Origin of the sequence: Flavobacterium humidisoli, assembly GCF_023272795.1 — a bacterium.
In the GTDB taxonomy this organism is placed as follows: Bacteria; Bacteroidota; Bacteroidia; order Flavobacteriales; family Flavobacteriaceae; genus Flavobacterium; species Flavobacterium humidisoli.
Map to the genome: position 1 here is coordinate 5,436,049 of NZ_CP096829.1, position 26,270 is coordinate 5,462,318.

Consider the following 26,270-nt stretch of genomic DNA (forward strand, 5'->3'; position numbering starts at 1 on the left):
ACAAATGCAATGGAATATTTAGGATTTTTTGCCTCAATCATAATCGGAATTTCGCTTGGCCTAATTGGCGGCGGAGGCTCTATTCTCACTATTCCTATTCTAGTTTATTTATTTAAAGTAAATCCAGATCAAGCCACTTCTTATTCTTTATTTATTGTCGGATTAACCGCTTTATTTGGAAGTTACAGCCATTATAAAATGGGAAATCTAAAACTGAAATCGGCTTTGTACTTTGCTGTTCCTTCAGTTATTTCGATTCTAATAATCCGTGAAGTGATATTTCCGCAAATTGCATCGACTTTGTTTTCTGTTGCTTCCTATACTGTTTCAAAAGATTTTCTCATTATGATCATCTTTTCCATACTAATGATAACGGCTGCAATTTCGATGATTAAAAAAAATCAGCCCGAAATAAAATCAGCAGATACTAATTATTCGCAATTGAGTTTTATAGGCTTTTTGGTCGGAATCGTAACGGGATTTCTAGGCGCTGGCGGCGGATTCTTAATTATTCCTGCCCTGCTTTTTTTCGCCAATCTTCCCATGAAACAAGCCGTTGGAACTTCATTATTAATCATCACTATTAATTCATCAATAGGTTTTGCTGGCGATCTATACATTGGTACACCAATAAATTACACGTTTTTATTAAGCGTTTCTGCAATGGCCTTAATCGGAATGTTTATTGGAAGCCAGCTTTCTAAAAAAATAGATGGCACAAAATTAAAACCTCTTTTTGGGTGGTTTGTGCTCGTAATGGGATTTTATATCATTGCCAAGGAAGTTTTATTCTAAAAGCAATTTCAACACTTTATTTAGTTTCACTTGTAGAGTAATCTTTGTCAAAGTTTAAAACTTTGACAAAGATGAAACTAAAACCTTCAAATTTCTCCAAATTTATCTTTATATCTCTCAAGCTCGATTTCAGTTCGATTAAGCAGTTTTTCAAGCAATTGAATTTTATCTTCATAAAGCTCCTTTAAAACTGAAGTATTATCGGCATTTATTAAAATACTTCCGTTATTATTTCCTGTTATTTTATTGAAACTGTTGAAATATTTATCGTAATCAAAACTAATTATATCCTCTACGCTGACATCCAAAATTTTTCCTATTTCAACTAGTTTTTCGTAACTTAGAGAAGTCTTTCCTTTTTCAATTTTACTATAACCAGCTTGGGTTACACCTAATCTTTCTGCCATGTATTCCTGAGTATAATTTTTTAACTCTCTAATATTTTTAATTTTACTTTTAATTGTTGTGGCCATGTTATTTCTGATTTGTGGTCATGTATAGTCAAAACAGCCAGCCGTTAGGATGTAACGGCACGACTATACTATTATTTTTATTGGAAAACCTTAAAACTACTTCATAATTAAAGACTTATGTCGCAGCGTTTTGTTAATTTTTTCTTTGTGTAATGATAAAATAACCATACATCAAAGCTGCCATTATGAAAATGCAATCATAATGGGAAATGTTGAATACAAACATCTCTGATTTTTTAAGCAGTTCTTTTTACACTTCTTTCAAACTGAAGATCTAAGTAAGAATCTATCTGCTTGCCCACCAATATGCGATCTTTGGTGGCAATTTTAGTCCTTATTTCGTTCTGATAAATATCTTTTACAAAAACAAAATAAACAAATTCGGCCTTGCTTCCGAATCTAATAGCTATAATAAACGAATAGCACAAAATTGCAGGAATAATGTAATACAAGTCCATTAAGTTGGAAAATAGCATGCAATAATATGTTGCAGCAGTTACGGCTAAAAAAGCACCGTTTTCAAGAAAATATTTTTTCTTTTTTTTAAGCAGTCCAATTTCTTTAATTTCATCAAACTGATACTGCCAATTCTTAGATTTGTAACGAAATCTAACCTTGTCGGAAAAAATTGTTAAAGGCATAATAATTTAGTAGGTAAAAATAGATTTAAGCTTCTAGTGAAAAATCAATTTCTAAAAATCCTTAGGGGGAAAAAATTCTTAGATACGCAATATTAAGCATTAACACTTTTTTTTTCTTACAATTAACATTATAGAATATAACTATCGGTTGTAATTAAATCTTTCGTAAAAGTTATCTTATGTTTTATTTCAAAAAAAATATCAAAGCAAGAAGATTCTTTTGGGCGTTGCCTCCGGCCGGGCTATCCGCTTGTATCTTTTCCTTGTTAAAGAAACAAGAAAAAGGATACCGCTCCTATCCCTAACGCACACTCGGGTAAAATGACATTTTCAGTTTTAAATTTCAATGAATTATCTCCAGTTTTAACTGGAGGTAAACAAATGTAGACAAAAAAGGCTTTAGCCAAACTTTACTTGTTTGGCTAAAGCCCAATTCATATTAAAACAAAAAATCTCCAGTTAAAACTGGAGGCAATTTATTCTATATTGAAATCAAAATTCGTGTAATTAAACAGTTGTAAAATTCAGAATTCATCTATATCAAAATGAAAATTCGTGAATTCGTGGCAAAAAACTCAATGCTCTCCATACCCTATATCATCCATTTTCCCACTAAAAACACGATACTGAATAATAAAGTAAATAATCACGAGAAACAAAGCGACAAAAAACCAACTCAATCCAGCATTCAATCCGTATTCGTGAGCGGCCGTATTGTAAATTGTCAATGACGGATTTACTTTATTTGTTGAAGGCAAAACATTCGGAAAAATTGAAACGGCTGTAGAAGCAAATCCGCCTAATAAAAATAAGGTTGAAAAAACAAATCCTTGACCGTCTTTTTTGAAAGAACGAACTTTGAATAATCCGGCAATTCCAACAAAAGTCATTACAGGAAAAAACCAAAGAATCGGATTTTCAACGAAATTATGAAATGGTTTTGGTTCGATAAAATGCCAAATTCCTAAAGAAATAAAGACCAAAATCAGTAAAACAAAATTCAGTTTAAAAACTACATTTTTCAATTTCGGATTCAAAGCTGAATTTGTTTTATAAATAATCCAGTTTGCACCATGAATAGTCAAAGCAACAACGCTCACAACTCCTAAAAAAAGTGTAAACCAGTCGATAATTCCCAATTCATTTGCTTGCGGACTAAAAGTCGGATTCCATAAAGGCAAAAAGAAAAAATGCGCTTCTTGCGTAGAAACTCCATTTTGCACCATTCCGAGATTCACTCCTCGAACAATATTTCCTAAAGCAATTCCGAAGAAAAGAGCCAAAAGCAGACTCGCAATTCCAAAAGCTTTATCCCAAATTGCTTCCCACATATGGTTATGAATTTGTCCGCGCATTTCTAATCCGATTGCACGAAAAATCAAGAGCCATAAAATCATAATCAGAGGCAGATAAAATCCGCTAAAAGAAGATGCATATAGAGTTGGAAAAGCAAAAAACAAAACGCCTCCTGCTGCAATCAGCCAAACTTCATTGGCATCCCAAAACGGACCAATGGCGCTGGTTATCGCCTTTTTATCTTTCTCTGTATCAGCAAAAAATAAATGAATAATTCCTGCTCCAAAATCGTAACCGTCCAAAACCAGATAAACGGCCAGGATTCCCATTAAAACTACGTACCAAAAAAATTCCATACTTATATTTTTTCTGTTGAAAGTTCCACGTTATGTGGTCCTTTATTGATAATTTTTCCAATTAAAAGCAAAAACAGCATTCCCAGCAAAAGGTATAAACCTATAAAACCTAATAAAGTAAATAAGGTATTTCCAGAAGAAACTGTTGGTGAAGCTCCTGCTGCTGTACGCAATAAATTATAAACTAGCCAAGGCTGTCTTCCTAATTCTGCCGTGTACCATCCTGTTGTATTGGCTATGTACGGAAACGGCATCATGAACATTAAAGACCATAAAATCCATTTGGTTTCAAACAATTTCCCTCTTATTAACTGAAAAAGCGAAATCACCATTAGACCAATAAATACAGTGCCAAGTCCCACCATAATATGATACGCATAATACAATCCAGAAATATTGGTCGGATGCAGATCTTCTTCAAACTGATCTAAACCTTTTATTTCCTGATCCCAGTTTCCATAAGTCAAGAAACTCAAAATATTAGGAACGGCAATTTTGTTGTCCAATTTTTTGTCTTTTACGTCAGGCTGACCAATTAAAACAATTTCTGAACCTTTTTTCTCAGTATGAAAAATTCCTTCCATAGCAGCAAAAGTTACAGGCTGATATTTCACAACATTTTTAGCCAATAAATCTCCTGTAGGAACAGCCACTATAACACTAGAAATTAATCCGAAGATTACGCCTGTTTTTAAAAACAATTTCCCAAAAGAAACATTCTTTTTACTTAAAATATAGAAAGCTCCAATTCCTGCAACCACAAATGAACTGGTTACCAACGAAGCTGCCTGATTGTGCAGATAAGAAGGCCAAAGCCACGGATTTAAAAATAAAGCTTTGAAATTGGTTAGTACAAATTTTCCGTTTTCCAGAATTTCATAACCAACAGGATTCTGCATCCAAGAATGTGTGGCGATAATAAGATAACCACTTGCCCAAGAACCAATCATGATTAATAATCCGGTTACAAAATGCCATTTATGTCCAAGGAGTTTTTCTCCAAATAAAAATATTCCAAGAAAAGAAGATTCGAGAAAGAAAGAAAACATTCCTTCCATGGCAAGCGTCTGTCCAATAATTCCGCCTGTTAGCTCAGAGAACTTGGCCCAGTTGGTTCCAAACTGAAATTCCATCGGAATTCCCGTTACAACACCCATTGCAAAATTGAGGGCGAAGATTTTCATCCAGAAATGGGTGGCGTGATTGTATTGTTCGTCTTTAGTTTTGAGATATTTCCACTTGAAATAAACAATGATCAGAGAAAGACCCATTGTAAGTTGTGGAAAAAGATAATGAAAAGTAATGGTGAAGGCAAATTGCATTCGATCATAAAAGAGCATTTCTTCCATAATGGTAATTTGTTTATGAAGTTCCACAAATTTAACCATTCAAACCCGAATTAACGTCCTTTAAAAAAAGTTTATGACCTGATATTTGTTAAACTTTTCAACAATTTAAAGGGTAGAAATGACACTTGTTCTTTTTTACAAGTACGTACAGTTTGTCATTTCGACGAAAAGAAATGACAAGATTATGTATAGATTTACGTGATCAAACATAGCCCGCGTTTTCAACCGTGGGAAACGTATCGTGATTCTGCATGAGTTCCTGCGGTTAAAACCGCAGCTATGTTTAATTTTGATTGCGTGATTATTATGGGTTATTTTTCTAAAATACCTTTTTCTACACTTTCGTTAATCAAACCCTCGGCGTAATTCCATAATGATTCTGAACCATTTTTAATGACGCTTTTCTTTTCGTAAACTTTATCATATTTCACTCCAAACTCTTTCCAAGTTCCGCCATCGTTAGATGTATTCTGCAATAAAGGCTCCAATCTGTCCATAGATCTTGCAAATTTGGCTTCGTTGGTTTCTCCTGCTTCAAATTCTTCCCAAATGGTAATTAATTCTTCGGCTTGTTTTTCAGGCAGTAAACCAAATATTCTATTTGCCGCCAATCGTTCTTCATCTGTATTATCATGATTTTTTACAGTATCATACATAAAAACATCACCAGCATCAATTTCGACAATATCATGAATCAAAACCATTTTTACGACTTTCAAAACATCTATCTGTTCATTGGAATGTTCTGCCAAAACAATTGCCATTAAAGCCAAATGCCAACTGTGTTCTGCATCATTTTCGCATCTGTCGCTGTTAAACAATTTTGTCTTGCGCTGAATGTATTTTACTTTATCAATTTCTTTTATAAAAGCAATTTGATCCAATAAGTGTTGTGTATTCATTTTATTTTTTGTTTTGAAATGACATTCGTCATATGCAAAATTAAAGCTTAAAGCGTAATTGCTCAACTTTAAATTTAGTTTATCTCAACCGAATATGACAAACGCCACTTTTTTTTACACAAAAACCTAATTTCTGTAACATTAGTCACCTATTTTTTTAAAAAACAAAGTTACCTTTGTATCCCATCATTTTACAATACCTATCATGAAAATAGAACAAATTTACACCGGATGCCTCGCTCAAGGTGCATATTATATCACTTCAAATGGCGAAGCGGCCATTATTGATCCGCTTAGAGAAATTCAGCCTTATCTGGATCGTTTAGAGCGTGATGGCGTTAAACTGAAATATATTTTTGAAACGCATTTTCACGCCGATTTCGTTTCTGGTCACGTTGATTTAAGCAAAGAAACCGGAGCGCCAATCGTTTACGGTCCAAATGCTGCTTGCGAATTTGATTGCATTTCTGCAAAAGACGGTCAGGAATTCAAAATCGGAAAAATAACAATTAAGGCACTGCATACTCCAGGTCATACCATGGAAAGCACTACTTTTTTACTGATTGATGAAAACGGAAAAGATCATGCTATTTTTTCTGGTGATACTTTATTTATCGGAGATGTTGGCCGCCCTGATTTGGCTCAAAAAGCAGCTGGAATGACACAAGATCAATTGGCTGGAATTTTATTTCATTCGCTAAGAGATAAAATCATGACTTTGGCTGATGACGTAATTGTATATCCTGCGCATGGTGCGGGAAGCGCTTGCGGAAAAAACATGAGCAAAGAAACCGTTTCAACAATCGGAAATCAAAAAGCAACAAATTATGCTTTGCGTGCTAATATGACCGAAGAAGAATTCATCAAAGAAGTAACAGATGGATTATTGCCTCCTCCAGCCTATTTTAGCATGAACGTTGCCATGAATAAACAAGGTTATGAAAGCTTTGAAACAGTTTTACACAACGGAATGAAAGCTATAAATGTAAAAGAATTTGAAGCAGTTGCTGAAGAAACTGGCGCTCTAATTCTAGACACAAGAAGCGCAGCAGATTTCAGCAAAGGGTTTATTCCGCAATCTATCAATATCGGAATCAATGGTGATTTTGCGCCGTGGGTTGGAACTTTAATTGCCGATGTAAAACAGCCTATTATTTTGGTTACTGCGACTGGCATGGAAGAAGAAACTGTAACGCGTTTAAGCCGTGTGGGGTTTGATACAATTATCGGACATTTAGAAGGCGGTTTTGAAGCTTGGCAAAATGCTGGTTTCGAAATTGACACCGTTAACAGAATCACGGCAGAACAATTTTCAAATGAGTTTAAATTTGGCGAAGACAAAGTAATTGATATCCGTAAAGAAACAGAATACGAAGCAGAACATATTGATGACGCTTACAGCAAACCTTTGGCTTATATAAATGATTGGGTAAAAGATATTAATCCAAATGAGCATTTTTATTTGCATTGTGCTGGCGGTTACAGAAGTATGATTGCTGCCTCTATCCTTCAAGCAAGAGGTTTCAGAAACTTTTCTGAAGTAGAAGGCGGTTTCGGAGCGATTTCTAAAACCAATGTCCCAAAATCAGATTTTGTTTGTCAAAGTAAAGTATTAAAATAATTTTTTAAGGTACAGAGAGACAAAGGTTCAAAGCTGCAAAGTTTTTCCCTTTGAGCCTCTGTTCCTTTGAACCTTTGAACCTAAAAAAATATGCTAGAAATCATTAAAGAACCATGGCCTTGGTATGTTGCAGGTCCGTTGATTGGATTAACAGTTCCAATTTTATTAATTATTGGGAATAAATCTTTCGGGATTAGTTCTTCATTGCGTCATATTTGCGCAGCTTGTATTCCTGCAAATATTTCGTTTTTTAAATACGACTGGAAAAAAGAAAGCTGGAATTTATTCTTCGTCTTAGGAATATTTTTCGGTGGTTTTATCGCAGCTCACTTTTTATCGAATCCAAATCCTGTGGAAATTGCTTCTGAATTATCAGAGAAATTAGCGACTTACGGAATTACAGATCACAGTGGTTTAGTTCCGTCGCAATTATTTTCTTGGGAAAGTTTATTAACACTTCGCGGATTTATCATGATTGTGGTTGGCGGATTTTTAGTAGGTTTTGGAACGCGTTACGCCGGCGGCTGTACAAGCGGACACGCGATTATGGGATTATCAAACTTACAATGGCCTTCACTGGTTGCTACAATCTGTTTTATGATTGGCGGTTTTGTAATGGCGCTTCTGATTTTACCTTATATTCTTTCACTTTAAAATTTCAAAAATGAGTTTAGAAAATAAAAATATAGACGGCGAAGGAATCAACGCAAGCCAGAGAAAAGAAAATACATTCGCAAACCTAAAATATTTAATCGTTGGAATCTTTTTCGGAATTGTATTCGTAAAAGCAGAAATCATTAGTTGGTTTCGTATTCAGGAAATGTTCAATCTTGAATCGTTTCATATGTATGGTGTAATTGGATGCGCTGTTGCTGTTGGATTAATTTCAGTACAATTGATTAAAAAATTCAATATCAAAACTCTTGATGGCGAAAAAATCGAAATTCAGCCAAAGACTTTCAACAAAGGACAAATCTACGGCGGATTATTATTCGGTTTCGGATGGGCTATTACTGGTGCTTGCCCTGGTCCGCTTTTCGCTCAAATTGGAACTGGCGCTACTGTAATCGTGGTTACTTTGGTAAGTGCAATTGCCGGAACTTGGGTTTATGGTTTGATTAAAGATAAACTGCCTCACTAGGATTTTGTTTTTCTTGTTTCATGTTTTAAGTTTCAAGTTAACATAACGTAAACCCGACAAGTTTAAAAAACCTGTCGGGTTTATTCTTTTAAAAAAAGATTCATTTCGTAGGAATGTCTCGGCGGTAGAAAATTAGATGTGATTGCGATTATACGTTCCTTAGGAACGTTTGAGATACATTGCGGCAAATACGTTATTTTCATAAAATCACGCGTCCCTACAGGACACAATACAAAACAATATAATCATTTTTCTACCGACGAAATATTATTACAGAATATAAAAAACATTCCTTTCTCCATAAAACTTCCAATTTCAATATAGATTTCGAATATCCACTTGAAACCTGAAACTTGAAACCTGAAACCAAACAAAACCAAAAACTTTTTCTTCATCAATTTTTAATTTCATTTCGTTAAGTTTGCTTCAAACAACATTTCCAAAAAAATAAATTTTTAAAGCCAAAACATGAATCGTTCTGAACAATTAGCCAAACTAAAAAATACCGAAAATTGGGACGTAATCATTATAGGTGGTGGAGCAAGCGGACTCGGAACTGCAATTGATGCAGCAAGTCGCGGGTACAAAACAATCTTATTTGAAGCCGTAGATTTTGCAAAAGGAACTTCGAGCAGAAGCACCAAGTTGGTTCATGGTGGCGTACGCTATTTGGCACAAGGCGATGTGCATTTAGTTAGAGAAGCATTAAAAGAAAGAGGATTATTGGCACAAAATGCAAATCATTTAGTTAAAAATCAATCCTTTGTTATTCCAAATTATCATTGGTTTAGCGGTTATTTTTATACAATCGGATTAAAGATTTACGATTTATTGTCTGGTTACCTGAGTTTAGGAAGTTCTAAATATCTTTCGAAAAAGAGAACTATTGAAATGCTTGCAAACGTAGAAGAAAATGGATTGGTGAACGGTGTTATTTATCATGATGGCCAATTTGATGATTCTCGTTTAGCGATTAACCTAGCTCAAACGGCTGTAGAAAACGGAGCTTGTGTTTTAAATTATGTAAAAGTTGTCAATTTGCTAAAAGATGACAAAAACCAAGTTGTTGGTGTTCAAGTTCAAGATCAGGAAAGCGGAATTAAACAGGATATAAAAGGTTCTGCCGTAATTAACGCGACTGGTGTTTTTACAAATGCAATCATGAAATTGAATGATAACGTTTATAAAAAATACATTGTTCCTAGTCAGGGAATACACTTAGTATTTGACAAATCTTTTCTACCAGGAGAAAATGCTTTAATGATTCCAAAAACAAAAGATGGAAGGGTTTTATTTGCCGTTCCGTGGCATAATCGTGTTGTAGTTGGAACGACCGATACTTTAATTAAAAAACAAAGTTTAGAACCCATTGCCTTAGAAAGCGAAATTCAATTTGTTCTCGAAACCGCTCAACGTTTTCTAACCAAGAAACCCACAAGAGCAGATGTTCTTTCTGTTTTTGCAGGATTGCGCCCATTAGCTGCACCCAAAGAAGAAGGTAAAAGTACCAAAGAAGTTTCTAGAAGTCATAAAATTATAGTTTCAGAAACGGGTCTAATTACTATTACTGGAGGAAAATGGACAACGTACAGAAAAATTGCTGAAGATATTATTGATAAAGCAATCAAAACAGGAAAATTATCTCCGAAGGAATGTCGCACAGAACATCTTCCCATTCATGGAAATAAAGCTACAAATTCTTTAGATAGAGAAAATCACCTTTATATATATGGTTCTGATATTCCGAAAATAATTGAATTGCAAGAAAGCAAGCAAGAATTAAAAGAAAAACTGCATTCTGATCACGAATTTACGATGGCAGAAGTCGTTTGGGCTATTCGTTATGAAATGGCAAGAACTGTAGATGATATTTTAGCCAGACGAGTTCGTCTTTTGTTCTTAGATGCGAGGGCTGCAATTGAAGTTTCTGATAAAACGGCAAGAGTAATAGCTAAAGAATTAGAACATGATGAAGCTTGGATAAACACAGAAATTGAAAATTTCAGACAAATTGCAAACGGTTTTCTTCTCTCAGAATTCCAATAAATCGTAAATCTAGTCTATTTTAAGCAACTTCATTTTGAAATCTTCTTACAAAAAGCTATTTAAAAAATAGGATAAAACAGAATTACCTCTTCATTTTAAAAAATCATTAATTCACATTATATCAGCTCGTTATATTAAAAAATTACATTAATTTTAGTATCAAAAAACTATACTCAAAAGCGCAATTAGCCATGTTAACAAATAATTAACACAACATTTGTATATACAACTATTAAAAGTTATACATTTGTATATACAAATTATACACTTACGACTATGACAATTGAAGAGGTTATTAAGAGTACGGTTAAGATGGATAATGCGAAAAAAGTTATTCTGAATATCATGTACACGCAAAATGTGATTCAGGATCATTTCAACGAGTTGATCAAACCGTATGATTTATCTGGAGAACAGTATAATGTGTTACGTATATTAAGAGGACAAAAAGGAAAACCTGCTAATATGTGCGTGATACAAGAGCGAATGCTTGCTAAAACGAGCAACACAACACGTTTGGTAGACAAATTATTATTGAAGGATTTTGTAACTAGAAATGTCTGTCCCGATAATCGAAGAAAAATTGAAGTTTCGATTACGGAAAAAGGATTAGATGTTTTAAAAGAATTAGATCCGAAAGTAGATGAGCATGAACAAACGTTTGCTAACAATTTAAAACCAGAAGAATTAGTTTTCTTAAATCAATTATTAGAAAAATATAGAACCAACAAATAAAATAATAAAAACTATGAGCAATTTCTTAGAAAATCAAAATTGGAGATACGCAGTCAAACAATATGATGCTTCAAAAAAGATATCAGATGCTGATTTAAATACATTAAAAGAAGCAGTAAGATTAAGTGCTTCTTCATACGGATTACAACCTTATAAAGTAGTTATTGTTGAAAATCCAGAATTAAGAGAAAAATTAAAAGGAGCAGCATGGGGACAAACTCAAATTACAGATGCTTCTCACCTATTCATTTTTGCAAATGATTTAAGCCTTGACGGAGGTTCTGTTGACAAATATATCAGCAATATTAGCGAAGTAAGAGGCGTTCCTACTGAAGCTTTAGGCGGATTTAGCGACATGATGAAAGGTGTAATTTCAAATTTATCTGAAGACGCAAAACACATCTGGACTGCAAAACAAACTTATTTAGCATTAGGAAACTTATTAAATGCAGCTGCCGAATTGAAAATTGATGCCACTCCAATGGAAGGTTTCAGCGCAGCTTCTTTCAACGAAATTTTAGGTTTTGACAAATTGGGTTTAAATGCTTCTGTAATTGCAACTGTAGGTTACAGACATGATGAAGACAAATCTCAACACCAGAAAAAAGTTAGAAAATCACACGAAGAATTATTTATCACTCTATAATTATTTATTAATCAAATTCAAATTTTAATTTTAAAAAACATGAAAAATTTAAAAACTATTGCAATAGCATTATTCGTAGCAGCTGCTAGTATCTCAGCAAATGCTCAAACTAAAAAAATCGACGTAAAAGCATCTACTATTAAATGGGTAGGTAAAAAAGTAACTGGAGAGCACTCTGGAACTGTAAACTTCAAAGAAGGTTCTGTAGTTTTCAAAGGAAAAAAATTAACTGGAGGAAGCTTTACAGTTGATATGACTTCATTAACTTCTACAGATTTAACTGGAGAATACCAAGGGAAATTAAACGGTCACTTAAAAGCTGACGATTTCTTCGGAACTGATAAATTCCCAACTTCAAAATTAGTTTTCAAAACTATTGGTGCAAAATCTGCTGACGTTTATACTGTAACTGCAGACTTAACTATCAAAGGAATCACTAAACCAGTAACTTTTGATATCACTGTAAAAGGAAACACTGCTACAACTGCTTTCAAAGTTGACAGAACTAAATACGATATTAAATACGGTTCAGGTAGCTTCTTCGACGGTTTAGGAGACAAAACTATCAATGACGAATTCGAATTGGCTGTAGCTTTAAAATTCTAATATTTCAAGCTTACTAATTCAGAAATACAATAAACCCCAACAGTTTAAAGCTGTTGGGGTTTATTATTTTCTAAGCTTTTCAAAATCTTAACATTCTTAATAATATAGTAACCCTTTCGTAATAAGCATCAGGACTTTGATTAACATACGGCTTCTATTTTTGGGACAAATAAAAAAATCAAAAACTAGAAATTAAAATCATAGTTATGAAAACAAAATTACATTTTGCATCTATAATCTTCATTATCAGCTTTTTCGCACAAGCTCAACAACAACCAAAAGGAATCGTTGGCACTTCCAACTGGATGACTAACTGGACAAGCTTTAAACCCGCTGGTAATGACTATGGCGAAGCAACCAATATAATTGCCGGAACAATTGATAAAGACACCCGATTGTCAAAGCGTAATGTTTATCATTTAGTTGGTGTTGTGTACGTTACAAATAATGCCACTTTAACAATCGAACCTGGCACTGTAATACGAGGTGATGATAAAACCTGCGGAACTCTTGTAATTACAAACGGAGCTAAAATTATGGCAGAAGGTTTAGAAACTGATCCGATTATTTTTACTTCAGAAAATGAAATAAACAATAGAAAACCAGGTGACTGGGGCGGAATTATCGTTTTAGGAAAAGCTCCAATAAACTCTCTGGGAGGTATTCATACATTACCTTTCGATTTAGATCCAATTTTAAATCACTACGGAGGCCAAGATCCAGAAGATAACTCCGGAATTATTAAATACGTAAGAATCGAATATGCTGGAAGAAAACTAAGCGCCTCTAAAGAATTAAACGGTCTTTCGCTTGCTGGCGTTGGAAGAAAAACAGTTGTCAGCCATGTTCAAGTTAGCTTTTCAAATGATGATTCTTTCGAATGTTATGGTGGAGATTTGAATCTAAGCAATCTGGTTTCATTTAGAACAACAGATGATGATTTTGATTTTACCCAAGGGGCCCAAATTAATATTAGCAACAGTATTGCTGTTCGCCACCCATTTTCTTCGGATATTTCAGGTTCAAGATGTTTTGAGGTAGATTCGTACGAAAAAGTCGCTACAACAGACATGACTAAAAAAATGACTAAAATAAATGCCAACAATATTACGCTGGTTAATTTAGAAGAAAATAATCAAGGTTTGGTTAGAGAATCTGCTTACATTAAAGAAAACACCTATTTCAACTTAACCAATAGTGTAGTTTCTGGATTTGCTCCTTTTATTTTGTTGGAAGGAAATATTGGAAATGGTGAAGCTAATCTATCAAAAATCAGTTTTAAAAATGTAATTGCAAACAATTGTCAAGGAGAAATTGAAAGTGAATCTGGAAGCAATATTCCTGGTATAAAAAATTACTTTGGCAACCCAGCATACGGAATAGAATATACGAAAATGAAACTTAGCGAGCTATTTGCTATTCCGAATATTAAAGGAAACCCAGATTTCAGATTAAATGTAAATAATACTATAGCAAGTGGAAATTAAGGAGTTATAGAGATACTTTGAATTAAAATTTAACAAATTTTACAAATCCGAAAAGTTTTTTTTCAAATTTTATGTACTCTAATTAAAATTACATTTATATCTTTGTCACATCAGAATAAAAAAATGAGAACAATTTTAAACAATACTTGGTGGTGGAGCAATTTACGTCAGACGTCGTGAACGAAGCTTCCTATGGTATTGTTAAAACTATAAAATATAAAGGGCTTGTCATCACGACAAGCCCTTTTTTTTGGATCAAATTGAAAACAAATTAACGAACAACATAAAACTATACATTTTGAAACCTTTTATTCTTAATACGCATTACAAACAAATTCTGGCAGATACAGTAACGCCAGTAAGTATTTATTTCAAAATCAGAGATAAATTCCCAAATAGTTTATTACTAGAAAGTAGTGATTATCATGGAAATGACAACAGTTTTTCTTACATCTGCTGCAATCCGATTGCTACAATTAAAATCGAAAATGAAGTTATTTCTAAAACTTTCCCTGACGGAACTTCAGAAAAAATCAGTATTGATGCTTCAACAAATATTCCTCAGGTAATTCAGGAATTTTCAAGTCAATTTAAATCAGAAAAAAACGATTTTAAATTCATCAACAACGGTTTATTTGGATATATTTCTTACGATGCTGTTCGTTATTTCGAAAAAGTATCTATTGCAAAAAAAGACAATGCAACTTCTATTCCAGATGTTTTTTATGCCGTTTATCAGAACATTATTGCAATCAATCACTTTAAAAATGAAGCTTTTATATTCTGCCATAGTCTTGACGGAAAAAACAATATTTCAGAAATCGAACAATTATTACAATCTCGAAATATAGCTTCTTATAAATTTTCTAAAGAAGGCGAAGGTTTCTCTAATTTAACCGATGAGGAATTTAAAGCAAATGTGGCTTTGGCCAAAAAGCATTGTTACCGTGGAGATGTTTTTCAACTAGTTCTGTCTCGCCGATTTACTCAAGGTTTCAAAGGAGATGAATTTAATGTTTATAGAGCTTTAAGAAGCATTAACCCTTCTCCATATTTATTTTTCTTTGATTATGGAGATTTTAAAATATTCGGTTCTTCGCCAGAAGCACAAATTATTGTAAAAGATAGAAAAGCCGAAATTCACCCAATTGCAGGAACTTTCAAAAGAACTGGAAATGACGAACGTGACGCACTTTTAGCAAAGGAACTTTCAGAAGATAAAAAAGAGAACAGCGAACACGTTATGCTTGTTGATTTGGCAAGAAACGATTTAAGCAGAAATGGTCACGATGTCAATGTAGAAAAATATAGAGAAGTACAGTTTTTTTCTCACGTAATTCACTTAGTTTCAAAAGTTACAGGACATTTGCACGACAAAGCAACTACAATGCAAGTTGTAGCAGACACTTTCCCAGCAGGAACTTTGAGCGGCGCACCAAAACACAGAGCAATGCAATTAATTGAAGATTGCGAAAAAACGAACCGTAATTTTTATGGAGGCGCAATTGGTGTTATGGATTTTGAAGGAAACTTTAATCACGCCATTATGATTCGAACTTTCCTTTCTAAAAATCATCAATTGCATTGTCAAGCTGGAGCCGGAATTGTAGCAAGTTCTGATGAAGAAAGCGAAATGCAGGAAGTTTATAATAAGTTAAGAGCATTAAATACAGCACTAGAAATGGCGGAAAATATTTAGTTTCAAGTTTTCTTTATTTCACGTTTCAAGTTGTTGGAACATGAAACATGAAACTTTAAACCTCAAACAATTAACAAACAAACCATAAAAATCATGAAAAAAGCAGTATCCATTTTAGTTTTAATCATTACCATGAGTTCTTGTAATTCTGAAAAAAAGCACAATCCGATTGAAGGAACCTGGCGTCTTATATCAGCTGAAACTACCGAGAAAGATTCGACTTTTTCGACTTTCAATACCAAAACAAAAATGATTAAGATTATTAACGATACACATTTTGCTTTTTTTAATCATGACTTAAAACACGGAAAAGATTCAACAGCAGCATTGTTCTTTGGAGGAGGCGGAAAATACACTTTAAAAGACAGTATTTATACAGAAAACTTAGAGTTCTTCAACAACCGCGATTGGGAAGACAACAAATTTGAATTTGTAGTGAAAGTTCAAAACGACACTTTAATTCAAAAGGGTATAGAAAAAATAGAAAAATTAGGAGTAGATCGTGTTATCATAGAAAAATACGTTCGAGAAAAATAAAAATTTTGTTTCAGGTTTTCTTTGTTTCAGGTTTCAAGTTAAAGCAGATGTGAAACCTAAACTTGAAACAAACAAACCTGAAACTTGAAACAAAAATAAAATGAAAAAAATACTAGTTATAGACAATTACGATAGTTTCACTTACAATTTAGTACACTATTTAGAAGATTTAAATTGCGAAGTTACTGTTTACAGAAACGACGAATTTGATATTGATGAAATCGCTTCTTTTGAGAAAATTTTGCTTTCTCCAGGACCTGGAATCCCAGATGAAGCAGGTTTATTAAAAGCAGTAATCGAAAAATACAGTCCGACGAAAAGCATTCTTGGCGTTTGTTTAGGACAGCAAGCCATTGGAGAAGTTTTTGGCGGAACGCTTTCTAACCTTGATAAAGTATACCACGGAGTTGCAACAAATGTAAAAACAGTAGTTTCAGACGAGATTTTGTTTGAAGGTTTAGGAAACGAATTTGAAGTTGGAAGATACCATTCTTGGGTTGTAGACAGCAATTTACCCGATGATTTAGAAGCAACTTCTGTTGATGAAAACGGGCAAATTATGTCATTAAGACATAAAACCTATGATGTAAGAGGTGTTCAGTTTCATCCAGAAAGTGTTTTAACACCAAACGGAAAAAGGATTTTAGAGAATTGGATTAAGAGTTAGATGTAAGTCCAAAGTTTTAAAGCCGAAAGTCATAAAGTCAAAAACTCAAAAAGATCTTTCACAATTTTAAAACTTCAAAATCAATTCTAAAATTATATTACGGAAGTCAAGGACTTTAAGACCTTCGACTTTAGACTTTAAGACTAAAAAAATGAAAACTATATTAAACAAATTAATCAACCACGAAGTTCTTACTAAAGAAGAAGCAAAAAACGTATTGATTAATATTTCAAGCGGTCAATACAATCCAAGTCAGATTTCAGCATTTTTGACTGTTTTTATGATGCGAAGCATTACAATCGATGAGCTTTCAGGCTTTCGTGAAGCTTTATTAGACTTATGTATTCGTGTTGATTTATCAGCTTATAACACCATCGATTTATGCGGAACAGGCGGTGACGGAAAAGACACTTTCAATATTTCAACTTTAGCTTCTTTTGTATCAGCAGGAGCTGGAATAAAAGTAGCAAAACACGGAAATTACGGCGTTTCTTCTATTTCTGGTTCGAGCAACGTAATGGAAAAAATGGGAATTAAATTCAGCAACGATGCTTCGTTTTTAGAAAAATGTATCGATCAGGCTGGAATCTGCGTTTTGCATGCTCCCCTATTTCACCCGGCAATGAAAAATGTTGGGCCAATTAGAAAAGAATTGGCAGTAAAAACATTCTTTAATATGCTTGGGCCAATGGTGAATCCCGCATTTCCACAAAATCAATTAGTTGGAGTTTTCAACTTAGAATTGGCCAGAATGTATGCTTATTTATATCAAAATACAGATACCAATTTTACGATTTTACATTCGCTTGACGGATATGACGAAATTTCATTAACAGGTCCGACAAAAACAATTTCCAACCATATGGAAGGAATGTTAAATCCAGAAGATTTTGGCGTTCGTCTTCTTTCTCAAACCGAAATTGAAGGAGGAAAAACAATTGAAGAATCTGCAGCAATTTTCACGAATATAATTTCTGGAAAAGGAAATGAAGCACAGAATAATGTAGTTTGTGCCAACGCTGCAATGGCAATTTCAACCGTTACGAAATGTTCTCCAAAAGAAGGATTTGAAATAGCAAAAGAAAGTTTATTGTCAGGAAAAGGATTAAAAGCATTACAGAAATTACAAGAATTAAGCAGGTAAAAAATTGTTTCAAGTTTCAGGTTTCAAGTTATTGGAACGAACCTGAAACTTGAAACCTGAAACAAAATAAACAATGAATATTTTAGATAAAATAATAATAGACAAAAAAAGAGAAGTGATTTTGAAGAAATCAATTATTCCAGTTTCTCAGTTGGAAGCTTCTGTGTTTTTTGGAAAACAGACCATTTCTCTTAGTCAAAATTTAAGAGAAAGCAATTCTGGAATTATCGCAGAACACAAACGCCGTTCTCCTTCAAAATCAGTTATCAACAATAATTTTACAGTTGAAGAAGTAGTTAAAGGTTATGAAAATGCTGGTGCATGCGGAATTTCAGTTTTAACCGACGGAAAATATTTTGGCGGTTCTCTAGACGATTTGCTTTTAGCAAGAGCTTCAGTAAATATTCCGCTTTTGCGAAAAGAATTTATTGTAGACGAATATCAGATTTTGGAAGCAAAGGCGCATGGAGCCGATTTGATTTTACTAATCGCAGCAGTTTTAACGAGAGAAGAAATCAAATCTCTGTCTGAATTTGCAAAAAGTTTAGATTTAGAAGTTTTGCTTGAAGTTCACAATCAAGAAGAATTAGAAAAATCAATTATGCCAACTTTAGATATGATAGGCGTAAACAACAGAAACTTAAAAACATTTGAAGTAAGTTTAGATTTCAGTAAAGAATTGGCTTCACAAATTCCGGATGATTTCGTAAAAGTATCCGAAAGCGGCATTTCATCAATTGAAGCCATTCAAGAACTTAAACCTTACGGTTACAAAGGTTTCTTAATTGGAGAAAACTTCATGAAAACCGACAACGCTGGACAAGCGGCTGTTGACTTTATTAGTCAGCTATAGGCTTTAAGCCGTAAGCAATAAGCCTTTTTTAACATTACTAATTTAGCCTAAAGCCTAAAGCTTAAAGCTTAAAGCATTAAAAAAATGAAACTCAAAATATGCGGCATGAAATATCCCGAAAACATTCTCGAAGTAGGTGCACTCCTACCCGATTATATGGGATTTATTTTCTGGGAAAAATCCGCTAGATATTGCAATGAGAATGTTCCCGAATTGATAAAAACAATCAAAAAAGTGGGCGTTTTTGTTAATCAAAGTCAGGAGGAGATTCTGGAAAAAGTCGAAAAATACAACTTACAAGCAGTTCAATTACACGGGGAAGAATCAGTTGAATTTTGCTCAGCATTAAAAGAAAAACTTCCGAAAAAAATTGAAATTATCAAAGTTTTTTCGGCCGATGAGAATTTTGATTTTGAAACCATTAAACCTTTTGAGAATGTCTGCGATTATTTTCTATTTGATACCAAAGGAAAACTTCCTGGCGGAAATGGAACAACTTTCGACTGGACGATATTAAAAAAATACAATTCGAAAAAGCCTTTCTTTTTAAGCGGCGGAATTGGAATGAATGAATTAAAAGCCATTGAAGAAATTTCAAAAAGCAATTTGCCTATTTATGCTGTCGATGTAAATAGTAAATTTGAAATCGAACCAGGGCTAAAAAATAAAAATCTATTAAGCAATTTCAAGCGTAAATTTGATGTTGCCAACTTTTAAAATTTAAACAAAATGAGTTTTAACGTTAACGAAAAAGGATATTACGGAGAATTTGGTGGTGCTTACATCCCTGAAATGCTGTATCCAAATGTAGAAGAACTACGCCAAAAATACTTAAGTATAATGGATGAACCTGATTTTAAAGCAGAGTTCAACCAATTGCTGAAAGATTACGTTGGACGCCCTAGTCCGTTGTATTTTGCGAAACGTCTATCTGAGAAATACAATACCAAAGTTTATCTAAAAAGAGAAGACTTAAACCATACTGGAGCACACAAAGTAAACAATACAATCGGACAGATTTTATTGGCAAAACGTCTAGGCAAAAAAAGAATTATTGCCGAAACTGGTGCGGGTCAGCATGGTGTGGCAACGGCTACCGTTTGTGCTTTAATGGGAATCGAATGCATCGTTTACATGGGCGAAATCGACATTGCGCGTCAGGCACCAAACGTAGCGCGTATGAAAATGTTAGGCGCAGAAGTTCGTCCAGCACTTTCAGGATCTAGAACTTTAAAAGATGCTACAAATGAAGCCATTCGTGATTGGATTAATAACCCAGTTGATACACATTATATTATCGGATCTGCAATTGGGCCACATCCTTATCCAGACATGGTAACTCGTTTTCAGAGTATTATTTCTGAGGAAATCAAATGGCAATTAAAAGAAAAAGAAGGGCGAGAAAACCCTGATTATGTTGTAGCTTGTATTGGTGGCGGAAGCAACGCTGCTGGAACATATTATCACTTTCTACACGAACCTGAAGTTGGAATCATTGCTGTAGAAGCTGCTGGAAAAGGTGTTGACAGTGGACACAGCGCTGCGACAAGTAAGTTAGGAAAAGTTGGTGTAATCCATGGCTGTAAAACGCTTTTAATGCAGACACCAGACGGACAAATTACAGAACCTTATTCTATTTCGGCAGGATTAGATTATCCAGGCGTTGGGCCTTTACATGCGCATTTGGCACAAACAGGACGCGGCGAATTTTTCTCTGTTACCGATGACGACGCTATGAATGCTGGTCTACAATTGACAAAATTAGAAGGAATTATTCCAGCAATCGAGAGCGCGCATGCTTTTGCCGTTTTAGATCAAAAGAAATTCAAGCCAGAAGATATAGTCGTTATCAGTCTTTCTGGCCGTGGCGATAAAGATTTAGATAATTATATAGATTACTTTAAATTGTAATAAAAGTTGTAATTTGGGCGTTCCCTACGGTCGGGCTGTCCGCTATATCTTTTTATTTTTAAAGAAAAAATAAAAAGGATGCCGCTCCCATCCCTAACGCTAATAAATAAAGAGAAAATCATAATTATGGAACTATTATTTTCATACGGAACATTAAGATCTAAACAAATTCAAATGCAGATTTTTAATAAAGTTTTAAGCGGCAGTCCAGATCAAATACTGGGCTTCAAACTTAAAAGTTTACAAATTGAAGAAGAATTTGGTATGGCAGATTATGTTGTGGCTGTACCAAGTGAAAGTTTAGAAGACATTATACATGGTATTGCTTTTGAAGTTTCTAATGCAGAATTGTTAAAAGTAGATCAATTCGAGTCTAATTCATACAAAAGAGTTCAGGTCAAACTTCAATCAGGAAGAGTGGCTTGGGTTTATACAGAAAATAAATAATACAAAATGATTTTAGCGGCAGCGCAGACTAAACCAAAACGTGGAGAGATATCTGCTAATTTACTGAACCACTATCAGCTTATTGAATTGGCTGCTCAAAACGGTGCTAATGTAATTGCATTTCCAGAATTATCTATTACTGGTTATGAAAGAGAAAATGCAGAAGCATTCATTTTCACAGAAGACGATTATAGAATAGACCATTTAAAAGAATTGGCGGTTAGAAATAACATTGTCATTATAGCTGGAGCACCAATTAAAATAGATTCGAAACTGTTTATTGGCGAATTTATTATCGCCCCTGATGATTCGGTTTCTATTTACACCAAACAGTTTTTGCATGAAGGAGAAGATGAATTCTTCGATTCGACATTCGATTATAATCCGATGCTGACTATTGACAATCAAAATATTTCTTTTGCAATTTGCGCTGATATTGACAATCCGCTGCATCCAGAAAATGCGGCTAAAAATGACACCGACATTTACATTGCAAGCATTTTCTTTTCGCCAAACGGAATTCCGAATGCGTACAGAGATTTACAAAACTATGCTGAAAAACACAAAATGAATGTTTTGATGTCTAATTTCAGCGGAGAATCTTGGGGATCGCCTTCTGCAGGCCAAAGTGCATTCTGGAATAGCAAAGGAGATTTAGTTGCACAAATGAATGATTCTGATTCTGGATTACTATTGGTTGAAAAACAAAACGATAATTGGACAAGTAAAATTATTGTCGCCTAGCAAAACTTCCTGTAAGGTTTTCAAAACCTTATAGGCCTACAAACAATTAAACAAAAATACCTATAAGGTTTTGAAAACCTTGCAGGAGAAAACATAAATAAAATGAACAGAATAACTCAGAAATTACAAGAAGATAAAAAGATACTTTCGATCTATTTTTCTGCCGGATATCCAAACTTAAACGATACCGTGCAGATTATTCAAGATTTAGAAAAAAATGGAGTTGATTTAATCGAAATCGGATTGCCTTTCAGCGATCCTTTGGCAGATGGGCCAACCATTCAGGCGAGTTCTACACAAGCGCTTCATAACGGAATGACAACTCAAATTCTTTTTGACCAACTGAAGAACATCCGCGAAAGCGTAAAAATTCCGTTGATTATTATGGGCTATTTTAATCCGATGTTGCAATACGGAGTTGAAGCTTTCTGCCAGAAATGTGCTGAAATCGGAATTGATGGTTTAATTATTCCAGACCTTCCGGTTGATGTGTATGCAGATGAATATAAAGCTATTTTCGAAAAATATGGTTTAATCAACGTTTTCCTGATCACACCTCAAACTTCAGACGAACGTATTCGTTTTATCGACAGCGTTTCAAACGGATTTATTTATATGGTAAGTTCTGCAAGCGTTACCGGTTCGCAATCTGGATTTGGAGATGTTCAAGAAAGTTATTTCGAAAGAATAGCAAATCTGAATTTAAAAAATCCTCAAATCGTTGGTTTCGGAATTTCGAACAAAGAAACTTTCAATCAGGCAACTAAATATGCTAAAGGCGCTATTATTGGAAGTGCTTTTATAAAACATTTAGCGGAAAATGGGACTGGAAAAATTGAGGAATTTGTTGGAGAGATTCGATAGTTATTTAGAATAAACATTATAATTTGTCATTCTTCGTTCCTCAGAATGACACTCGTAACTCGACAAAGATTGACAATATCTTTTGCGGAATTTCTAGTGTGATTCCTCCTTCGTCGGAATGACAAAAAAAAATACAGCTGAAATACCAAGTGTTTCAGCTTTTTTTGTGCTCAAATATCGAAACCGTTTTATGTTAATATTATGTTAAAATAAAATTAAACAAGTGTTTAAATTAAACAAGTGTTTAATTTTGCATCCGATTAGAAACAATACCATGTCACACATCGAATTGAACGATAAAAAAATTCAGATTCTTAATGTTGCAGAAAGGCTATTTTCTGAGAAAGGATTTGAGGGTACATCGATACGGGATATCTCCAAAGAGGCCAAAATTAACATTGCCATGGTCTCTTATTATTTTGGTTCAAAAGAAAGATTACTGGAAGCTCTTATTTTTCACAAAACTGTTGATTTAAAACTACAACTCGAAAATTTATTGCAAGAAAATATAGAACCTCTTGAAAAAGTCAATAAATTAATCGAAATTTACATTAACAGAATTTGCCTTAACAAAGGGATTTACAGGGTTTTACACTTTGAGCTTTACAATAAAAAGAGAGAAAAAAGCCTTCAAGCTTTTACTGAACTTAAAAAAGGAAATTTAAAATCAGTCGAAAGCATTATTAAGCAAGGCCAAGCTCTAGGGGTTTTTAGAAAAGATGTAAACATCCAGCTCATTACACCAACAATTATCGGGACCTTTTTTCACTTTCACATGAATCGCTCTTTCTTCGAAGAATTATTTGATTTGAAAACAGAAGAAATGTTTAACAATTACATTAAAAACGATCTTACAAAGCACATTCAACAAACTATAAAAGCGCTACTTGTTTATGAAAATTAGTCAATTAATGCTCTTTGGAGTTTTCTTTATTGGAATATCTTCAGTAGAAGCACAAGAAAAAACAAGTTTAACCTTAGGCGAAGCCGTGAAAATGGCATGGGAAAAGAGTGACGAAGTTACGCTTGCCAACACTAAGGTAAACACAAAAAAATACGAATTACAGACGGTTAAGAATAACCAATATCCTGATTTAAAAATCTCTGGCCAGTATCAACGTCTTACAAAGGCTTCTATTGATCTTCCAAATCAGGGTGAAAGTGCTTCTCTAGCTTCTCCAGACCGAGCAATGCTGGGTATGGCAAATTTAAGTTTACCTATTTTTGCTGGTTTTAAAATACAAAGCAGCATTGATGCATATGATAACTTATATGAAGCTGAAAGTGCAAATGCTGCCAAAACGAAAGAAGATATTGCTCTAAGAGTAATTACTTATTACACCGCTTTGTATAAGGCACAAAAAACTTTAGATGCTCTAAATGAAAATCAAAAAAGCGCTAAACAGCGTGTTACTGATTTTATCGAATTGGAGAAAAACGGAATTATCCCTAGAAATGATTTATTGAAAGCACAATTGTTGGTTTCAAAAACACAATTATCAATTGATGAGGCTAATAACAATATCAATAACATCAATTTCTATTTGACAACATTGCTTAAATTAAACCCAACTGTGAAAATACAGGTAAATGAGGACGATTTTTTCAATCTAAAAACAACTGGAGCACCTACAACAGATGCAATGGCTCTTGAAAACAGAAAAGATTTAGAAGCTATTCGTTTACAGCAAAAAGCTTCTGAGGCAAATGTTAAGATTGCCAAAGCGGGATACTACCCAACGCTTTCATTACTTGGAGGTTACACTGCTCTAGATCTTAAAGATATTATTACTGTAAAATATGCAATGAATTTTGGTTTAGGTTTATCTTATGATTTATCTGGAATCTTAAAAAACAGTGCGCACGTAAGAGAGGCTGAAAGTAAAGCTCTTGAAGTGAAAAATACAGAATCAATAATGACAGACCGCATTAAAGTTGAAGTTCAAAAATCTATTGAAGATTATGACTTGGCTATCAATCAAAGTGTGGTTTACGAAGAAGCGCTTCAACAGGCTGCGGAAAATTACCGATTGGTAAAAGATAAATTTGACAACGGTCTTGCTGATACCAATGATTTGGTTGAAGCTGATGTTGAACAATTAAGTGCCAAAATCAATACTGCTGTAGCCAAAGCAACCATTATTCAAAAATATTACGAATTACTTTCAGTATCAGGACAATTATCACAATCATTCAATCTTTCTAAAATATAATCGATAGCTCTCATGGAAAAGAAAAAAACAAATAAAAAATTCATCATCATACTTGCAGTTCTGATTTTAGGAGGCGGAACTTACGGAATATCTAAATACCTACACGGTCAAGCTCACGAAGAAACGGATGATGCTCAAATCGAGAAAAAAATGAACCCGATTATCCCAAGAGTTTCTGGGTATATCAGCAAAGTTTATGTGAAAGATAATGATTATGTAAAAAAAGGAGATACTTTATTTACTATTGACAAGAGAGATTATCAATTAAAGATTGATGAAGCTAATGCTGCTTTATTAGGTGCTGAAGGTCAGTACGAAGCTGCAAAAGCTGATATTGGAAGTGCTTATGCAAGCATCTCTGTATCTGATGCTCAAATGAGATCTGCAACCGGTTCTATCGAAAGTGCAAGAATTAGATTGAGACAGCTTACAAACGATTATAACCGTTACAACAACTTGTACAAAACTCATACTATTACAAAACAACAATATGAGCAAGCTTTAACAGCAAAAGAAGAAGCTGAAAACCAAGTACGTGTTTTAGAACAACAGCAAAAAGCTACTTCTTACCAAAAATCTGTTATTCAGTCAAAATCTAAAGTTTCAGACAAACAGACAGAAGTTGCTGCAGCAAATATCAAAAAAGCAAAAACAATGCTAGATGTAGCTCACTTAAACCTTTCTTATACAGTAGTAACTGCTGCAATTGACGGTCAGGTTTCTAAAGTTGATATTCAGCCAGGACAATTAGTTCAGCCAGGACAATCTTTATTCTACATCATTAACAACAACGAAGCTTGGGTTGTAGCAAACTTTAAAGAAACACAATTAAACAAAATGGTTGTGGGACAAAAAGTAAGTTTAAAAGTAGATGCATATCCAAACTATGAGTTTAAAGGTACTGTAACTTCTTTCTCTCCTGCTACAGGATCTCGTTTTTCATTATTACCTCCTGACAACGCAACAGGAAACTTCGTAAAAACAATTCAGAGATTACCAGTAAAAATTAGTATAGATGAATCAAACGATCCTGAGAAAGTAAAACTTTTAAGACCAGGAATGAATGTTGATGTAGATGTACATTTGAAATAAAATAA

Annotated in this window: 27 protein-coding genes; 22 read left to right on the forward strand and 5 right to left on the reverse strand. The window is 33.9% G+C overall.

Translation table 11 applies throughout. The features are described from left to right. Positions 1 to 9 precede the first annotated feature (9 nt). Complete coding sequence (locus M0M44_RS22825; protein WP_248727804.1) at positions 10 to 795, forward strand: sulfite exporter TauE/SafE family protein; 786 nt, start codon at positions 10 to 12, stop codon at positions 793 to 795. Positions 796 to 881: 86 nt separating this feature from the next. On the opposite strand, the gene M0M44_RS22830 is transcribed toward M0M44_RS22825, so the two are convergent. From M0M44_RS22830 to M0M44_RS22850, 5 genes are all read right to left on the reverse strand, one after another. Continuing rightward, the gene (locus M0M44_RS22830; protein ID WP_248727805.1) at positions 882 to 1,268 is read right to left on the reverse strand and encodes a helix-turn-helix transcriptional regulator; all 387 of its coding nucleotides are present in this window, start codon (positions 1,266 to 1,268) and stop codon (positions 882 to 884) included. A 236-nt stretch (positions 1,269 to 1,504) separates the two neighbouring features. After that, entirely contained in the window at positions 1,505 to 1,909 is a 405-nt protein-coding gene (locus tag M0M44_RS22835) for a hypothetical protein (RefSeq protein WP_248727806.1), read from the reverse strand. A 575-nt stretch (positions 1,910 to 2,484) separates the two neighbouring features. Beyond that, positions 2,485 to 3,561 (reverse strand): cytochrome d ubiquinol oxidase subunit II, encoded by a 1,077-nt coding sequence (gene cydB, locus M0M44_RS22840; RefSeq protein WP_248727807.1) that lies wholly within the window; start codon positions 3,559 to 3,561, stop codon positions 2,485 to 2,487. Positions 3,562 to 3,563: 2 nt separating this feature from the next. Next, complete coding sequence (locus M0M44_RS22845; protein ID WP_248730026.1) at positions 3,564 to 4,910, reverse strand: cytochrome ubiquinol oxidase subunit I; 1,347 nt, start codon at positions 4,908 to 4,910, stop codon at positions 3,564 to 3,566. Between the two features lie 311 nt (positions 4,911 to 5,221). Then, positions 5,222 to 5,812, reverse strand: a complete 591-nt coding sequence (locus M0M44_RS22850; RefSeq protein ID WP_248727808.1) for an HD domain-containing protein — start codon at positions 5,810 to 5,812, stop codon at positions 5,222 to 5,224. 205 nt (positions 5,813 to 6,017) lie between these two features. On the opposite strand from M0M44_RS22850, the gene M0M44_RS22855 reads away from it, so the two are divergent. The 21 genes from M0M44_RS22855 (at position 6,018) to M0M44_RS22955 (ending at position 26,265) form a co-directional block, all read left to right on the forward strand. Beyond that, complete coding sequence (locus tag M0M44_RS22855) at positions 6,018 to 7,433, forward strand: MBL fold metallo-hydrolase (RefSeq protein WP_248727809.1); 1,416 nt, start codon at positions 6,018 to 6,020, stop codon at positions 7,431 to 7,433. 90 nt (positions 7,434 to 7,523) lie between these two features. Then, positions 7,524 to 8,087, forward strand: coding sequence for a YeeE/YedE family protein (locus M0M44_RS22860; RefSeq protein ID WP_248727810.1), 564 nt, complete (start codon positions 7,524 to 7,526; stop codon positions 8,085 to 8,087). A gap of 10 nt (positions 8,088 to 8,097) precedes the next feature. Beyond that, complete coding sequence (locus M0M44_RS22865) at positions 8,098 to 8,574, forward strand: DUF6691 family protein (RefSeq protein WP_248727811.1); 477 nt, start codon at positions 8,098 to 8,100, stop codon at positions 8,572 to 8,574. A 468-nt stretch (positions 8,575 to 9,042) separates the two neighbouring features. After that, positions 9,043 to 10,620, forward strand: a complete 1,578-nt coding sequence (locus M0M44_RS22870) for a glycerol-3-phosphate dehydrogenase/oxidase (protein WP_248727812.1) — start codon at positions 9,043 to 9,045, stop codon at positions 10,618 to 10,620. 276 nt (positions 10,621 to 10,896) lie between these two features. Beyond that, positions 10,897 to 11,355: a MarR family winged helix-turn-helix transcriptional regulator gene (locus M0M44_RS22875; protein WP_111288898.1), complete on the forward strand. Its 459-nt coding sequence runs from the start codon at positions 10,897 to 10,899 to the stop codon at positions 11,353 to 11,355. 13 nt (positions 11,356 to 11,368) lie between these two features. After that, positions 11,369 to 12,001 carry an NAD(P)H-dependent oxidoreductase gene (locus tag M0M44_RS22880; RefSeq protein ID WP_248727813.1) on the forward strand — a complete coding sequence of 211 codons (633 nt, stop codon included), beginning with the start codon at positions 11,369 to 11,371 and terminating at the stop codon, positions 11,999 to 12,001. Between the two features lie 39 nt (positions 12,002 to 12,040). Then, positions 12,041 to 12,607: a YceI family protein gene (locus M0M44_RS22885; protein ID WP_248727814.1), complete on the forward strand. Its 567-nt coding sequence runs from the start codon at positions 12,041 to 12,043 to the stop codon at positions 12,605 to 12,607. Positions 12,608 to 12,813: 206 nt separating this feature from the next. Then, positions 12,814 to 14,094, forward strand: a complete 1,281-nt coding sequence (locus M0M44_RS22890) for a hypothetical protein (RefSeq protein ID WP_248727815.1) — start codon at positions 12,814 to 12,816, stop codon at positions 14,092 to 14,094. A gap of 298 nt (positions 14,095 to 14,392) precedes the next feature. Next, a complete protein-coding gene (locus M0M44_RS22895) occupies positions 14,393 to 15,793 on the forward strand; it encodes an anthranilate synthase component I family protein (RefSeq protein WP_248727816.1) in 1,401 nt (466 codons plus the stop codon). 93 nt (positions 15,794 to 15,886) lie between these two features. Then, a complete protein-coding gene (locus tag M0M44_RS22900) occupies positions 15,887 to 16,330 on the forward strand; it encodes a hypothetical protein (RefSeq protein WP_248727817.1) in 444 nt (147 codons plus the stop codon). A 100-nt stretch (positions 16,331 to 16,430) separates the two neighbouring features. Beyond that, positions 16,431 to 16,997 (forward strand): anthranilate synthase component II, encoded by a 567-nt coding sequence (locus M0M44_RS22905; protein ID WP_248727818.1) that lies wholly within the window; start codon positions 16,431 to 16,433, stop codon positions 16,995 to 16,997. 151 nt (positions 16,998 to 17,148) lie between these two features. Further along, on the forward strand, positions 17,149 to 18,141 hold the full coding sequence (gene trpD, locus M0M44_RS22910; protein WP_248727819.1) for an anthranilate phosphoribosyltransferase: 993 nt from the start codon (positions 17,149 to 17,151) through the stop codon (positions 18,139 to 18,141). A gap of 73 nt (positions 18,142 to 18,214) precedes the next feature. After that, positions 18,215 to 18,994 (forward strand): indole-3-glycerol phosphate synthase TrpC, encoded by a 780-nt coding sequence (gene trpC / locus M0M44_RS22915; RefSeq protein WP_248727820.1) that lies wholly within the window; start codon positions 18,215 to 18,217, stop codon positions 18,992 to 18,994. A gap of 84 nt (positions 18,995 to 19,078) precedes the next feature. Beyond that, positions 19,079 to 19,711 (forward strand): phosphoribosylanthranilate isomerase, encoded by a 633-nt coding sequence (locus tag M0M44_RS22920; protein WP_248727821.1) that lies wholly within the window; start codon positions 19,079 to 19,081, stop codon positions 19,709 to 19,711. Positions 19,712 to 19,723: 12 nt separating this feature from the next. Then, positions 19,724 to 20,905 (forward strand): tryptophan synthase subunit beta, encoded by a 1,182-nt coding sequence (gene trpB / locus M0M44_RS22925; RefSeq protein ID WP_111363367.1) that lies wholly within the window; start codon positions 19,724 to 19,726, stop codon positions 20,903 to 20,905. 126 nt (positions 20,906 to 21,031) lie between these two features. Beyond that, complete coding sequence (locus M0M44_RS22930) at positions 21,032 to 21,352, forward strand: gamma-glutamylcyclotransferase family protein (RefSeq protein ID WP_248727822.1); 321 nt, start codon at positions 21,032 to 21,034, stop codon at positions 21,350 to 21,352. A gap of 6 nt (positions 21,353 to 21,358) precedes the next feature. After that, positions 21,359 to 22,096, forward strand: a complete 738-nt coding sequence (locus M0M44_RS22935) for a carbon-nitrogen hydrolase family protein (protein ID WP_248727823.1) — start codon at positions 21,359 to 21,361, stop codon at positions 22,094 to 22,096. Positions 22,097 to 22,198: 102 nt separating this feature from the next. Continuing rightward, positions 22,199 to 22,960, forward strand: a complete 762-nt coding sequence (gene trpA, locus M0M44_RS22940) for a tryptophan synthase subunit alpha (RefSeq protein WP_248727824.1) — start codon at positions 22,199 to 22,201, stop codon at positions 22,958 to 22,960. 274 nt (positions 22,961 to 23,234) lie between these two features. Then, complete coding sequence (locus M0M44_RS22945; protein WP_248727825.1) at positions 23,235 to 23,864, forward strand: TetR/AcrR family transcriptional regulator; 630 nt, start codon at positions 23,235 to 23,237, stop codon at positions 23,862 to 23,864. Then, entirely contained in the window at positions 23,854 to 25,173 is a 1,320-nt protein-coding gene (locus M0M44_RS22950) for a TolC family protein (RefSeq protein ID WP_248727826.1), read from the forward strand. The genes M0M44_RS22945 and M0M44_RS22950 overlap by 11 nt, the downstream gene beginning before the upstream one ends. 12 nt (positions 25,174 to 25,185) lie before the next feature. Further along, positions 25,186 to 26,265: an HlyD family secretion protein gene (locus M0M44_RS22955; RefSeq protein WP_095929088.1), complete on the forward strand. Its 1,080-nt coding sequence runs from the start codon at positions 25,186 to 25,188 to the stop codon at positions 26,263 to 26,265. Positions 26,266 to 26,270 lie beyond the last annotated feature (5 nt).